This window comes from Pseudomonas sp. LB3P25 (assembly GCF_054897985.1).
Genome location: NZ_CM142711.1, coordinates 6,353,195 through 6,366,208, shown reverse-complemented (window position 1 = coordinate 6,366,208; position 13,014 = coordinate 6,353,195). Strand labels below are relative to the sequence as shown.

Genomic DNA, 13,014 nt, shown 5'->3' with positions numbered 1-13,014 from the left:
CGCAGGCTTCGCCAGCTGCTACAAGGGGGCGCGTCGTTTTTCAAAGCGGTCGATCAATCTTTTCAGGCACATCGCTGATCAGCATGAACAGGCGGAACAGCACCACGCTGGTGAACAGTTGCAGGAAGCTGTGGGCGCTGTCGATCAGCAGGGAAATCACCGGGTTCTGCGGTTCGGGGTAGACCGCAAGCGTCGCGCCCTTGAGCACCCACAACGGACCCATCACACACAGAATGCACACCAGAATGCGCAGGAAATGGCCGCGGGTCAGGCGCAGGCTTTCCTTCATCGCCGCCAGTGGCGCCAGGCCGCGCAGCACCAGCAGGTACTCGCCAAACGCCAGGGTCACCATCAGCCAGATGCCCGGCAGGAAATACAGCGACAAGCCAATCAGGATCAGCAAGGTATTGAGCGCGGTGAGCAGGGCGAAGCGCGGCCACAGGGTCGCGGACATCGCCAGCAGGTCGCGGTTGCGCGGCGATTCGCCACGGCTGCGGGCATCGAGAAACAGAATCAGCGCGGCGGTGTACAGCGGATACACCAGCAAGCCGACAATCACGCTGATGCCGGGGAAACTGTCCGGCTCCGTGGAGTGGTCGACCACTTGTTGCAGGACCGCCTCGAAGATCACCAGCGGCAGGCACAGCCGCACGATCTGGCCCAGATTGCGCTTGAAGAAGTACAGAGAGTCACGCAGCACATCGAACGAATTCATCAGTCGGTATCGCAGGTTGTAAGCAGTGGCCCACTTTAACCGATGAAGCGCTTTGGGGCGCAAACGTAAACGTTCGGTAAAGACCATTGAAACATCCTGTATCAGCCTCCATTACGGATGAGTACCTTATCCACAGTGGATAGGGCAGATATTCCCGGCAATCTACGAGGTCGCCATGAACAGCGAAGAACAAACCCTGATCGATGGACTGTTTTCCCGGCTGCAACAGGCCGAAACGGATTCAGCCCCGCGCGACGCCCAGGCCGAGGCGCGGATCAAGGAACACCTGACTCGCCAGCCCGCGGCAGGCTATTTCATGACCCAGGCGATTCTGGTGCAAGAGGCCGCCATCAAAAGTCTCGACGAACAGAACAGACAGCTCGCCCAGCAAGTCCAGCAATTGCAAGCCGAACTGCAATCGGCCAAGGCTCAGCCGGCTACTCCGGCACCGAGCAGCGGTGGCTTCTTGTCGAGCATCTTCGGTGGCGGTTCCCGTGATCCGCAGCCTGCGCCCACCCAAAGCCCACCCGCATCGAGCGGTGGCGGCTGGCGTGAACCGGCGCGGCCGTCGTTCAACTCGCAGCCGCCACAACAGAACTTCGGTGCAGCGCCGCCTCAGCAGAATTACGCCCCGCAACAGCCTGCCGGGAGCGGTTTCCTCGGTGGTGCGCTGAAAACCGCCGCCGGTGTGGCCGGTGGCGTGATGCTGGCGCAAGGCATCAGCAGCCTGTTCCATCACAATCAGCAGCCGGAAGTGGTTGAAGTGATCAAGGAAGAGCCGGCTCAGGTTAACGATCAGAGCGGTGACAAGGGCTGGGGCGACGATCAGCGCGTGGCTGACAACTCCAGTGATCAGGGCGGCTTTACCGACGCCGACTACAGCGATGACAGCTCATCGTTCTTCGGCGGCGACGACGATTCCTTCGTCTGATTCATCTGTGGCGAGGGAGCTTGCTCCCGCTGGACTGCGTAGCAGGCCCCTGAGGTTCTAAAGCAAGGGGGCGCTTCGCACCCCAGCGGGAGCAAGCTCCCTCGCCACATGGCCGATTATTCGCGGAACAATCCTTCAGGCTGGCATACTGGGCAACTTTTCGGGCCTGGTGCCTGATCCTGCCCGCGCTCCGGCGCGCTAATGAGGATGACCGGTGAAAAAAATCGCAGTGTTCGCCGATGTTCAGAACCTCTATTACACCGTGCGTCAGGCCTATGGTTGTCATTTCAACTATGCCGCGCTGTGGGCTGATATCAGCAAACAGGGCGAGATCGTCGAGGCCTATGCCTACGCCATCGATCGCGGCGACAGCAAACAACAGCAATTCCAGCAGATCCTGCGCAACCTCGGTTTCATTGTGAAGCTCAAGCCCTACATCCAGCGTAGCGATGGCTCGGCCAAAGGCGACTGGGACGTGGGCATCACCCTCGACATCATGGACGCCGCCGACCATGTCGACGAAGTGGTGCTGGCTTCCGGTGACGGTGATTTCGACATGCTGCTGGAGCGCATCATCACCAAGCACGGGGTGCAAGCAGTGGCCTACGGCGTGCCGGGCCTGACGGCCAACTCGCTGATCCGTGCCGCCAGCCGCTACGTGCCGATCGAAGGCGCGTTGCTGCTCAAGAATTGATTTTTACGGAGTTGAAACAGGTTTGGAACGCATAGCAGTCATCGACTTTGAAACCACCGGGATCTCCCCGAGCAGCAGCTGCCGGGCCACGGAAATTGCCGTGGTGATCCTTGAGCAGGGGCGCATCGTCGAGCGTTACCAGAGCCTGATGAATGCCGGCGTGCGCGTCCCGGCCTTCATCGAACAACTCACTGGTATCAGCAACGCCATGCTGCGCACCGCACCGTCGGCCGAGCAGGTGATGAATGAGGTCAACGAATTCGTCGGCATCACACCGCTGCTGGCCCACAACGCCGCGTTCGACCAGAAATTTTGGGACTTTGAACTCGGGCGTATCAAACGCACACGCTTGCAGAACTTTGCCTGCTCGCTGCTACTCGCCCGCCGTTTGATGCCCGCCGCGCCGAACCACAAACTCGGCACCCTCACCACGTTCGCCAACCTGCCTCATACCGGTAAAGCTCACCGGGCCATGGCCGATGCCGAGATGGCGGCCAATCTGACGGCGCATTTGGCGCAGGAACTGAGGCTGAGGCACGGGTTGCGGGAGTTGTCCCATGATCTGCTGGTCAGCTTGCAGAAAGTACCGGCGGCGAAGATCAATGAGCATCTCAAACGCCATCGCGGGTTCTGACAGAAAGACCACCGATCCCCTGTGGGAGCGAGCCTGCTCGCGAAGGCGATCTACCATTCAACGTTGATGTCGACTGACACTCCGCTTTCGCGAGCAGGCTCGCTCCCACATTTCGATCTCCTGGGATATTAGATCGGCTTACCTTCCAACTGCCCCAGCGGCACACGCTTCTCTATCGCACTCGACAGCACGATCGAGGTCTTGCTGAACCCGAACTTGGCAATCCGGTTGATCAACTCTTCCAGCTCCGGCATCGAACCCACGGCCGCTTGCATGATCACGCAAGGATCACCCGTCACCCGGTGGCACTCGGTCAGTTGTGGGATTTTGATCAGGTCGTCGTAGGCCTTCTGATTACCGTGCTGGTTCAAGCGCAGTTCTATCACGCACTGGATCGGCAAGCCAAGTTTGGCCATGTCGACTTTCGCCTGGTAACCCGTGATGACCCCGCAGGCTTCCAGTTTGGCTACGCGTTCGGCCACGGCCGGGGCGGACAGGTTGACCTTGCGCGCCAGGTCGGCGTAGGACGCACGACCGTTTTCCAGCAGGGCGCTGAGGAGCATGCGATCGTATTTATCCATCGTTGTACTCCTGAAAATGACTGACTTTCGAAAACACGGTTTATGACGGAAATCTCCGTGTTTTGAAAAGTGTACCGGTGCTATAAACAGGTTTTGTAACTTATTTTACGCCGCTGGCCTTTCTAGAATAGCTGTTCACTTGCCTTGCCTACGAGCTGCCCCATGCCTGGCCTACGCCGTTTTCCCTTACCGTTGATCGCTGCCTTTTTCGCGTTGTACGTGATTTGGGGCTCGACTTACCTGGTGATTCGCATCGGCGTGGAATACTGGCCGCCGCTGCTGCTCGCCGGCATCCGCTTCGTGATCGCCGGGACGTTGATGTACGCGTTCCTGCGTTGGCGCGGGGCGCCGGCACCGACCTGGGCGCAGTGGAAAGCGGCGGGGATCATCGGGATTTTGCTGCTGGCGTGCGGTAACGGCGGGGTCAGTGTGGCCGAACACATGGGGGTGGCTTCCGGCGTCGCTGCATTGGCGGTGGCGACGGTGCCGCTGTTTACCTTGCTCTGCGGATATTTCTGGGGGGCGCGTAATACCCGTCTCGAATGGGCCGGGATTGTTCTCGGCTTGATCGGCATTGCCATGCTCAACCTAGGTTCCAACCTGCAATCGAGTCCGCTGGGTGCCATGTTGCTGATATTCGCGGCAGCTTCCTGGGCATTCGGTTCGGTGTGGAGCAAACACTTGCCGCTGCCCCAGGGCGCGATGGCCAGTGCCGTGGAAATGCTGGTCGGCGGTGCGGCGTTGTTGATCGGCAGTGCGCTGAGCGGTGAGCATCTGGAACGCATGCCGCCGATCGAAGGGTGGGCGGCCCTGGCCTACCTGACCTTCTTCGGTTCGATCATCGCCTTCAACGCTTATATGTACCTGTTGAAAAACGTGCGTCCGGCGGCGGCCACCAGTTATGCCTACGTCAACCCGGCGGTGGCGGTGTTGCTGGGGATCGTGTTCGTTGGCGAGACCATTGGTATTGAAGAAGGGTTGGCGATGCTGGTGATCATCAGTGCCGTGGTGTTGATCGGGTTGCCGCAGTGGCGTCGAGCTCCCGTTCAACCTGCCATAGCGGTGCCGACAGAATCCCGTGTGAATTAGGGTAAACTGCGCGCCAATGCACACTCGTTTTGCACACCCGCGCTGATTTTTCCTACGGTAATCCCATGACTTTCGCCACCCTTGGCCTGATCGAACCCTTGCTGCGCTCTCTTGAGACGCTCGGCTACCAGACCCCGACGCCGGTTCAGGCGCAAGCCATTCCGGCGGTGCTGGCCGGTCGCGACCTGATGGCCGCCGCCCAGACCGGCACCGGCAAGACCGCCGGTTTCGCGCTGCCGCTGCTGCAATTGCTGGCCATGGAAGGGCCGAAAGTCACCGCCAACTCGGTGCGCGCACTGATCCTGGTGCCGACCCGCGAACTGGCTGAGCAGGTTCACGAAGCCGTGCGTCAGTACGCCGAGAATCTGCCGTTGAGCACTTACGCGGTGTACGGCGGCGTCAGCATCAACCCGCAAATGATGAAGCTGCGCAAAGGCGTTGACCTGTTGGTGGCAACACCTGGCCGTTTGCTCGACCTGTTCCGGCAGAACGCGCTCAAGTTCAACCAGCTGCAAACCCTGGTGCTGGACGAAGCCGATCGCATGCTCGATCTGGGCTTTTCCGAAGAGCTGGGGAACATTTACAAGGCCCTGCCGAAGAAACGTCAGACGCTGCTGTTCTCCGCGACCTTCTCTGACGCGATCCGCACCCTGGCCGGGCAAATGCTCAACGATCCGTTGAGCATTGAAGTCAGCCCGCGCAACGTGGCTGCCAACACCGTCAAGCAATGGGTGGTGACGGTGGACAAGAAGCGCAAGCCGGAATTGTTCATCCATTTGCTGCGCAAGGGTAAGTGGAAGCAGGTGCTGGTGTTCGCCAAGACCCGCAACGGCGTGGACGCGCTGGTGGAAAAACTTCAGGGCCTGGGCATCAATGCTGACGGCATCCACGGCGACAAACCGCAGGCAACCCGTCAGCGTGCGCTGGACCGTTTCAAGGCCAGTGAAGTGCAGATTCTTGTGGCCACCGACGTTGCGGCCCGTGGTCTGGATATCGAAGATTTGCCATTGGTGGTCAACTTCGACCTGCCGATCGTGGCTGAGGACTATATCCACCGGATCGGTCGTACCGGTCGCGCGGGTGCAACCGGGCAGGCTATTTCGCTGGTCTGCGCCGATGAAGTGAACCTGCTGTCGGCCATCGAGACGTTGACCCGTCAGACATTGCCTCGCCAGATGGAACATGACTTCGAGCCTGAGCACCGGGTGCCGGATACCGATGCCAGCGGTCAGGTGGTCAAGAAGCCGAAAAAACCGAAGAAGCCGAAGACTTCAAGTGGCGGTAAACGCAATCTGGGCAAGTGGGTTGAGAGCGGTGATGCGTCAGCGCCGGAGCCTTCGATCAAGCCAGTGCGGAAGGTGCCGGTGTTTAATACCGGGCCGCGTAAGCGTAAGCCTTGATGGTGTGATCGGTTCTAGAACCACCCCTCACCCCAGCCCTCCCGAAACGTCGGACCGCCCCAAAGGGGAGAGGGGGAAAGGGAGCAGATTGGGGGCCTTTCAGAACCTGAGTTCGACTCGAACTTTCAGGTCGATGTAGCTTGAAAGTACATCTCGGTCAGTCCCCTCGCCCCTTTGGGGAGAGGGTTAGGGTGAGGGGTGGATCTCGAAGGCTGTAGAAGTACGTGTGGCCAACAAATCACGCCCCTCGCTTCAACCACTCCACCATCCCCAGTCCCGCCGTGCGCCCACTGGCGAAACACGCGGTCAGCAGATAGCCCCCCGTCGGCGCTTCCCAATCCAGCATTTCCCCTGCGCAGAACACACCAGGCAGTTGCTTGAGCATCAAACGCTCATCCATCGCTTCGAACATCACGCCACCCGCACTGCTGATGGCCTCGTCCAGTGGGCGGGTTTTAACCAGCGTCAGTGGTAGCGCTTTGATCGCTTTGGCCAGCAGCGCCACATCGGCAAAACATTCGGCCGGCGTCAGTTCCCGCAGCAACGCCGCTTTTACTCCATCAATCCCAAGCTGACTGTGCAGGTGTTTAGCCATGGAGCGTGACCCACGTGGTTTGCTCAGCGCAGCCTGCACTTTATCCACAGGTCTACCCGGTAACAGGTCGAGATGAAGGGTTGCCGAGCCGTGCAGGTTGATGGCTTCGCGGATGGGTGCCGACAGGGCGTACACCAGACTTCCTTCAATCCCTGTGGCCGTAATCACACATTCGCCGAGCCGCGGCACGTCGTCATTGAGGCCGATGGCGATGTTTTTCAGCGGTGCGCCTGCGAATTTGCTGACCATCAACTCGCTCCAGGCCTGCACCTCGAAGCCGCAATTGCTCGGTTGCAGCGGTGCTAGTCCTACGCCGCGTTGCTCCAGTGGCAGCATCCAGGCGCCGTCCGAGCCGAGTCGCGACCAGCTGCCGCCGCCGAGGGCCAGCAAGGTTGCGTCAGGCTTGACGGTTTTTTCGCCCTCGGGGCTGTCGATGCGCAATCCACCGCTGTCGTCCCAGCCGAGCCAGCGGTGACGGGTGTGGATAACGACGCCGCTGTCACGCAGACGTTTGAGCCAGGCTCGCAATAGGGGGGCGGCTTTCATGTCTGTAGGAAAGACTCGGCCGGAACTGCCGACAAAGGTTTCGATGCCCAGGTCATGAATCCATTGGCACAGCGCATCAGCGCAAAATGACCGCAACAGCGGCGCAATCTGCGGCGCGCGTTCGGCGTAGCGTGAGAGAAACGCCGGGTAGGCTTCGGAATGGGTGATGTTCATGCCACCCACACCGGCCAGCAGGAATTTTCGTCCCACCGAAGGCATACCGTCGTACAGATCAACCTTGATCCCGGCCTGGCTCAACACTTCGGCCGCCATCAAACCGGCGGGGCCGCCGCCGATGATGGCGACATGAGAAGAGGAAGTGGTCGAAGGCTGAGTCATGGAGTGCGCTGCGGGTTGGCGGAATAAGCCGGGCATTCTACCAGCCCAGTCCCCTGTGGGAGCGAGCCTGCTCGCGAAAGCGGTGGGTCAGTCGACATCAATGTTGATTGTTAAATCGCTATCGCGAGCAGGCTCGCTCCCACAGGGAACATTGGTGTTTTTGAAGGTGGTTAAAAAACAACCGCCGAGTTGTAACCTGCGCCCCTCATGGCCTGTAGGACCTTTCACTCAGGTTATCCACAGGCAGTTCCACAGGCATTGTGGGTAAAGACTCACACCTCAATGACAACCTGATGACTGCCAGACCCGTTGCGCACTGTGATGCAGGATTCCATGACGGCGCGCCAACGCCTTGCGGTCCTTGCTGTAGCCGCCGCCGATCACCCCGACCACCGGAATATCCCGGCCCAGGCAATGACGCATCACGCTTTCATCGCGAGCGGCGACGCCTTCGTCTGTCAGTTTCAGGTAGCCGAGCGCGTCATCTTTATGCACATCGACGCCGGCGTCGTACAACACCAGGTCAGGTTGGTAGAGCGGCAGCAAATAATTGAGCGCATCGTCCACCACCTTCAGGTAGTCGGCATCGCCCATCCCCTTGGGCAGTGGAATGTCCCAGTCACTTTCGGCTTTGCGTGCAGGAAAGTTCTTCTCGCAGTGCAGGGAAACGGTCACAGCGTCCGGGGTGTTGTGCAGGATCCGTGCAGTCCCGTCGCCCTGGTGCACATCGCAGTCGAAGATCAGCACCCGATTCACCCGACCGCTTTCCAGCAGGAAATGGCTGATCACGGCCAGGTCATTGAAGATGCAGAACCCGGCGGGATGGTCGTAATGCGCGTGATGGGTGCCGCCGGCCAAGTGACAGGCCAAACCATGTTCCAGCGCCTGCTCGGCTGCCAGCAGCGAGCCACCGACCGCTCGCACCGTGCGCCGGGCCAAGGCTTCGCTCCACGGCAGACCGAGTCGCCGCTGGTCTTCGCGGGACAACTCGCCGCTCATGTAGCGTTCGATATACGCAGGGTCATGTGCGAGCGCGAGAATCTCTGGTGGGCAGAGGTCGGGGCGCAGGAGGTCGGCGTCGCGAGTCAGTCCGCTATCCACCAAGTGATCGCGCAGCAGGCGAAACTTGTCCATGGGGAAGCGGTGATCCGCCGGGAACTCGGGACTGTAGTCTTCGTGGTAGATCAGGGGCAGGGGCATGACGGGTTTATCTAAGAAAGCCTGTAGGAATGAAGGACGGATCCTACCAGCGTTGTAGACTTGCGGCATGGGAAGGGGGAGATGATGGAACCAATACTGGAACTCCAGAGCGCACGACTGCTGTTGCGGCAGTGGCGCGATGAGGATTTGCCGGAGTTTGCGGCGATGTGCGCCGATCCACAGGTGATGCGATATTTTCCGGCGCCTTTAAGTCGTCTGGAAAGTGCCTCGCTGATCGGACGGATTCGTGGCCACTTTGCCGAGCATGGCTTCGGTCTCTGGGCGCTGGAGCGCAAGGACACCGGGGCATTTATCGGGTTTACCGGGCTCGCCGTGGTTTGCTTCGACGCGCCTTTCACCCCGGCCACCGAAATCGGCTGGCGCCTGGCCCGCGAGCACTGGGGCCTCGGCTACGCCAGTGAAGCGGCGTGGACCGCTCTGCGCTGCGGGTTTGACCGGTTGGCGCTGAAAGAAGTCGTGTCCTTCACCAGCGAAACCAACATGCCGTCGCAGAAAGTCATGCAGGCAATCGGCATGCACCATGATTCAGCCGATGATTTCGACCACCCGATGCTCGCGGCCGATCACCCCCTGCGTCACCATGCGCTGTACCGCATCACCCGTGAACAATGGCTGCAAACCTTGCATGGATAAGCCGGCGCGGACGTTTACAATGGCTCCCATGGGCCCTGGCCAGAAATTGAATCGACCGTCGCAGCCAAGACTGCGCGGCATGCGTTGTGTGAGGAGAGTCTGAATGAGCCAAGTGTTGGATGATCTGGTTGACCTGCTGACCCTGGAACCGATCGAAGAAAACCTGTTCCGTGGCCGCAGCCAGGACCTGGGTTTTCGTCAGTTGTTCGGCGGTCAGGTGATCGGTCAGTCCCTGTCGGCGGCCAGTCAGACGGTCGAAGAGGCGCGCCATGTGCATTCGATGCACGGTTATTTCCTGCGTCCCGGCGATTCCGCGCTGCCCGTGGTTTATCAGGTTGATCGGGTGCGCGACGGTGGCAGTTTCAGTACGCGTCGAGTGACGGCGATCCAGAAGGGCAACCCGATTTTCACCTGCAGTGCGTCGTTCCAGTACGACGAAGAAGGCTTTCAGCATCAGTCCGAGATGCCAACCGTAGTCGGCCCGGAAAACCTGCCGTCAGAGCTGGAACTTGCTCAGCAGCGTGCGCACCTGATTCCCGAGCACATGCGTGAAAAGCTGCTGTGCCCGAAACCGATCGAGTTCCGACCGATCACCGAGAAAGACCCCTACAACCCGCAACCGTCCGATCCGATCAAATACGTCTGGTTTCGCGCCGACGGTGCCTTGGCCGATACTCCGGCACTGCATAAATACCTGCTGGCCTACGCCTCGGATTTCGGTCTGCTGACCACGTCGATGCAGCCCCATGGCAAATCGGTTTGGCAGAAAGACATGCAGGTCGCCAGCCTCGATCACGCACTGTGGTTCCACGCCGATCTGCGCGCCGATGACTGGTTGCTGTACGCGATGGACAGCCCGTGGGCCGGCAATTCCCGTGGTTTCTCGCGCGGCAGCGTGTTCAACCGCGCCGGGCAACTGGTGGCCTCGGTCACGCAGGAAGGCCTGATTCGCCACCGCAAGGATTGGGCATGAGCCTGGCCGAGGTGCGGCACTGGGTGTTCGACATGGACGGCACCCTGACGGTGGCCGTGCATGACTTCGCGGCGATCCGCGTGGCGTTGGCGATTCCTGCCGAAGACGACATCCTGACCCACCTCGCCGCGCTGCCGGCCGATGAAGCCGCCGCCAAACATGCGTGGTTGCTGGAGCACGAACGAGATCTGGCGCTCGGTTCGAAAGCGGCACCGGGCGCGGTAGAGCTGGTGCGTGAGCTCGCCGGGCGCGGTTATCGCCTGGGCATTCTTACGCGCAATGCTCGCGAACTGGCGCATGTCACGCTGGAGGCGATCGGCCTGGCCGACTGCTTTGCGGTGGAGGATGTGCTGGGCCGTGATGAAGCTCCGCCAAAACCGCATCCCGGTGGTTTGCTGAAGTTGGCCCAGGCCTGGAATGTACCGGCCAGTGAGATGGTGATGGTCGGTGATTACCGCTTTGATCTGGATTGCGGTCGGGCGGCGGGGACGCGGACGGTGTTGGTGAACCTGCCGGATAATCCCTGGCCTGAGTTGGCGGACTGGCATGCGGCGGATTGTGTGGTGTTGCGGGAAATGTTGTCGGCTTGAGGGCCTCTTCGCGAGCAGGCTCGCTCCCACAATGGAATGCGGTCAAATGTGGGAGCGAGCCTGCTCGCGAAGGCATCAGATCAAACACCACAACACTTACTGACCGAACAACGCCTTCTGCCCCTGCGGCGAGTTAAACATCCCATCCCCATCATGCCCGACCCCAGGCACTTCAATCAGCTGCTGATTCAAACCTTGAGGATGCAGCCGCTTCAGAGAAACAAAATAATTGCGCCCGCGAGCCAATCGATTGGCCCCCTGAGCTTGGGCCTCACAGCTTTTATCCAGCGCCGGCTGCTTCGGGTCGATGTCCTGCTGCCCGAGTAGATAAACGACATCGCGTTTGACGTAGTTGTCCTCCAGCTGCTTGGCTGTTTGCCCTCCGGCATAGGCGGGTAAATCCTTCAGCCCGTACTTCCAGCGATTGAAATTCGGGCAACTGGCGTGTCTGAACGCCGCCGGCCGTCGCTCATCGAGGTACGCATAAGAAGACGGATTGGCGATGACGTAACGCACCTGTATGTCGGCCGCCTTGAGCGCTGGCTGATCGTGGCCCAGCAACGCGTATCGCTGCACCACCTGAGCGCCGCCGGAGTGACCGGCAATGACAATTTGCCTCACGTCCGGAAACTGTCGGTGATCGCCGATTCTGGCGATGATTTCGTCGAGCGCCGCGTAGGAGCTCATGGAAAACGGAGCGGTGGATAAACCGCCCGCCATCCAGTCATTACCCTGCCAGCGCAATACGCTGTCTGCCACGGGATGGGCCGCGACGTCGGTGTCATTGAGAAATTGCGGGGCGATCACCAAGGTGCTCGCACTTTGCCCGGCCTGCTCGGCCGCACGCTCGGCGCTCTGGCGATAGGTGTCGGCATTGCGCAATCGACCATGGATGATGATCAGCACGCGTTCGATTTTCTTCGGCGCCGGACCAATGCCCACCGCAATTTCACCTGAAGTCAGCAGCAGGCGTCCGGGGCTGACCTCCTTGACCGCATGCTCGGCAGCCTGGGCGCTTGCGCAGGTGATCAGTAGAGCTAACAGCCACTTATTCATTTATAGGTTTTTCGCTGCAAAGGTATCGCACTGGCCGACCTGGCCTTGCGCGAATCCGGTTTTGAACCAGCGCACCCTTTGCGCCGACGTACCATGAGTAAACGAATCCGGGACCACGCGCCCCTGACCTTGCTGCTGCAAACGGTCATCGCCAATGGCATTGGCGGCGTTCAGGGCTTCTTCGATGTCACCGGGTTCCAGCCAGTTCAGACGTTTCTGTGCATTGTTGGCCCAGACCCCGGCCAGGCAATCGGCCTGAAGTTCCTGGCGCACCAGCAAACCGCCGTCGCCTTCCATCTGCCGGCCCTGTTGGCGGGCGGTCTGAATTTTCGCCGAAACACCGAGCAAGGTCTGCACATGGTGTCCGACTTCGTGAGCGATCACGTAGGCCTGAGCGAAGTCGCCAGCAGCGGCAAAGCGTTGGGACATTTCCTGGAAGAAACTCATGTCCAGGTAGACCTTCTGGTCCGCCGGGCAATAGAACGGGCCGGTCGCCGATGTCGCCAGACCACAGGCCGAATTGATACGGTTGCTGAACAGCACCAGGGTCGGGGCTTTATATTGACGACCCGCCTGCTGGAAAATCTGACCCCAAGTGTCTTCAGTATCACCGAGGATCGAGCGCACGAACTCGGCCCCTTCATCATTGGCCGGCGGGGCCTTGCGGGTTTGAGTCGGCGCCGGTGCCGATTGCTCGCTCATCTGCCCGGTCAGTTGCCCGAGGATTTGCAGCGGGTCCTGGCCGGTGATCCAGCCGATCCCGACGATCAAGATAATCGCCATCAGGCTCAGGCCCTTGCCGCCACCGAAGCGCATCCCACCGCCGCCAGAATCATCACCACGGGCATCGACCACGTTGTCGCTGCGTCGGCCTTTTTTCCATAGCATGTGGGAACCCTCTGATTGTCCGTGGGGATGAGTGTTGCTGCTGAGTGGGAGCGGCGCCAGTCCGGTCGTCCATCTTTTGTTGCGCACAGCAGCCTTCCCGGCAACCTGTGGTGGGTGGCCAGGAATCCT

General features: G+C 60.3%; 14 protein-coding genes. 8 read left to right on the top strand and 6 right to left on the bottom strand.

From position 1 onward, the window contains the following. Nucleotides 1-40 precede the first annotated feature (40 nt). On the bottom strand, nucleotides 41-715 hold the full coding sequence (locus tag ACYZTW_RS29345) for a YciC family protein (protein ID WP_462002826.1): 675 nt from the start codon (nucleotides 713-715) through the stop codon (nucleotides 41-43). Between the two features lie 175 nt (nucleotides 716-890). Between ACYZTW_RS29345 and ACYZTW_RS29340 the strand changes: the two genes are divergently transcribed. From ACYZTW_RS29340 to ACYZTW_RS29330, 3 genes are all read left to right on the top strand, one after another. Beyond that, nucleotides 891-1,646 carry a DUF2076 domain-containing protein gene (locus ACYZTW_RS29340; protein WP_462002825.1) on the top strand — a complete coding sequence of 252 codons (756 nt, stop codon included), beginning with the start codon at nucleotides 891-893 and terminating at the stop codon, nucleotides 1,644-1,646. A gap of 214 nt (nucleotides 1,647-1,860) precedes the next feature. Further along, complete coding sequence (locus tag ACYZTW_RS29335; RefSeq protein ID WP_010467410.1) at nucleotides 1,861-2,340, top strand: LabA-like NYN domain-containing protein; 480 nt, start codon at nucleotides 1,861-1,863, stop codon at nucleotides 2,338-2,340. A 22-nt stretch (nucleotides 2,341-2,362) separates the two neighbouring features. Further along, a complete protein-coding gene (locus ACYZTW_RS29330) occupies nucleotides 2,363-2,974 on the top strand; it encodes a 3'-5' exonuclease (protein WP_462002824.1) in 612 nt (203 codons plus the stop codon). A 128-nt stretch (nucleotides 2,975-3,102) separates the two neighbouring features. On the opposite strand, the gene ACYZTW_RS29325 is transcribed toward ACYZTW_RS29330, so the two are convergent. Then, nucleotides 3,103-3,555: an Lrp/AsnC family transcriptional regulator gene (locus ACYZTW_RS29325; RefSeq protein ID WP_046048737.1), complete on the bottom strand. Its 453-nt coding sequence runs from the start codon at nucleotides 3,553-3,555 to the stop codon at nucleotides 3,103-3,105. 162 nt (nucleotides 3,556-3,717) lie between these two features. On the opposite strand from ACYZTW_RS29325, the gene yedA reads away from it, so the two are divergent. Both yedA and ACYZTW_RS29315 read left to right on the top strand, forming a co-directional pair. Next, nucleotides 3,718-4,644, top strand: coding sequence for a drug/metabolite exporter YedA (yedA, locus tag ACYZTW_RS29320; protein ID WP_462002823.1), 927 nt, complete (start codon nucleotides 3,718-3,720; stop codon nucleotides 4,642-4,644). A 65-nt stretch (nucleotides 4,645-4,709) separates the two neighbouring features. Next, nucleotides 4,710-6,044, top strand: coding sequence for a DEAD/DEAH box helicase (locus ACYZTW_RS29315; RefSeq protein ID WP_414910653.1), 1,335 nt, complete (start codon nucleotides 4,710-4,712; stop codon nucleotides 6,042-6,044). A gap of 238 nt (nucleotides 6,045-6,282) precedes the next feature. On the opposite strand, the gene ACYZTW_RS29310 is transcribed toward ACYZTW_RS29315, so the two are convergent. Beyond that, nucleotides 6,283-7,524, bottom strand: a complete 1,242-nt coding sequence (locus ACYZTW_RS29310) for a TIGR03862 family flavoprotein (protein WP_462002822.1) — start codon at nucleotides 7,522-7,524, stop codon at nucleotides 6,283-6,285. 279 nt (nucleotides 7,525-7,803) lie between these two features. Beyond that, on the bottom strand, nucleotides 7,804-8,724 hold the full coding sequence (locus ACYZTW_RS29305; RefSeq protein WP_462002821.1) for a histone deacetylase family protein: 921 nt from the start codon (nucleotides 8,722-8,724) through the stop codon (nucleotides 7,804-7,806). Nucleotides 8,725-8,808: 84 nt separating this feature from the next. Here ACYZTW_RS29305 and ACYZTW_RS29300 point away from each other — a divergent pair, with 84 nt between their 5' ends. The 3 genes from ACYZTW_RS29300 (at nucleotide 8,809) to ACYZTW_RS29290 (ending at nucleotide 10,941) form a co-directional block, all read left to right on the top strand. Then, entirely contained in the window at nucleotides 8,809-9,378 is a 570-nt protein-coding gene (locus ACYZTW_RS29300; protein WP_462005862.1) for a GNAT family N-acetyltransferase, read from the top strand. A 103-nt stretch (nucleotides 9,379-9,481) separates the two neighbouring features. Beyond that, the gene (gene tesB / locus ACYZTW_RS29295) at nucleotides 9,482-10,351 is read left to right on the top strand and encodes an acyl-CoA thioesterase II (protein ID WP_462002820.1); all 870 of its coding nucleotides are present in this window, start codon (nucleotides 9,482-9,484) and stop codon (nucleotides 10,349-10,351) included. After that, complete coding sequence (locus tag ACYZTW_RS29290; RefSeq protein WP_462002819.1) at nucleotides 10,348-10,941, top strand: HAD family hydrolase; 594 nt, start codon at nucleotides 10,348-10,350, stop codon at nucleotides 10,939-10,941. Before tesB ends, ACYZTW_RS29290 begins: the two co-directional genes overlap by 4 nt. Nucleotides 10,942-11,037: 96 nt before the next feature. Here ACYZTW_RS29290 and ACYZTW_RS29285 read toward each other — a convergent pair whose 3' ends face one another. Continuing rightward, complete coding sequence (locus ACYZTW_RS29285; protein WP_462002818.1) at nucleotides 11,038-11,997, bottom strand: alpha/beta fold hydrolase; 960 nt, start codon at nucleotides 11,995-11,997, stop codon at nucleotides 11,038-11,040. Further along, nucleotides 11,998-12,885 (bottom strand): KPN_02809 family neutral zinc metallopeptidase, encoded by an 888-nt coding sequence (ypfJ, locus tag ACYZTW_RS29280; protein ID WP_462002817.1) that lies wholly within the window; start codon nucleotides 12,883-12,885, stop codon nucleotides 11,998-12,000. Nucleotides 12,886-13,014 lie beyond the last annotated feature (129 nt).

Coding starts and splice junctions, on each gene's coding strand:
- tesB (WP_462002820.1), top strand. CDS start 9,482: ATGAGCCAAGTGTTGGATGATCTGGTTGACCTGCTGACCCTGGAACCG.
- ACYZTW_RS29300 (WP_462005862.1), top strand. CDS start 8,809: ATGGAACCAATACTGGAACTCCAGAGCGCACGACTGCTGTTGCGGCAG.
- ACYZTW_RS29325 (WP_046048737.1), bottom strand. CDS start 3,555: ATGGATAAATACGATCGCATGCTCCTCAGCGCCCTGCTGGAAAACGGT.
- ACYZTW_RS29345 (WP_462002826.1), bottom strand. CDS start 715: ATGAATTCGTTCGATGTGCTGCGTGACTCTCTGTACTTCTTCAAGCGC.
- ACYZTW_RS29340 (WP_462002825.1), top strand. CDS start 891: ATGAACAGCGAAGAACAAACCCTGATCGATGGACTGTTTTCCCGGCTG.
- ACYZTW_RS29285 (WP_462002818.1), bottom strand. CDS start 11,997: ATGAATAAGTGGCTGTTAGCTCTACTGATCACCTGCGCAAGCGCCCAG.
- ACYZTW_RS29290 (WP_462002819.1), top strand. CDS start 10,348: ATGAGCCTGGCCGAGGTGCGGCACTGGGTGTTCGACATGGACGGCACC.
- ACYZTW_RS29315 (WP_414910653.1), top strand. CDS start 4,710: ATGACTTTCGCCACCCTTGGCCTGATCGAACCCTTGCTGCGCTCTCTT.
- ypfJ (WP_462002817.1), bottom strand. CDS start 12,885: ATGCTATGGAAAAAAGGCCGACGCAGCGACAACGTGGTCGATGCCCGT.
- yedA (WP_462002823.1), top strand. CDS start 3,718: ATGCCTGGCCTACGCCGTTTTCCCTTACCGTTGATCGCTGCCTTTTTC.
- ACYZTW_RS29310 (WP_462002822.1), bottom strand. CDS start 7,524: ATGACTCAGCCTTCGACCACTTCCTCTTCTCATGTCGCCATCATCGGC.
- ACYZTW_RS29305 (WP_462002821.1), bottom strand. CDS start 8,724: ATGCCCCTGCCCCTGATCTACCACGAAGACTACAGTCCCGAGTTCCCG.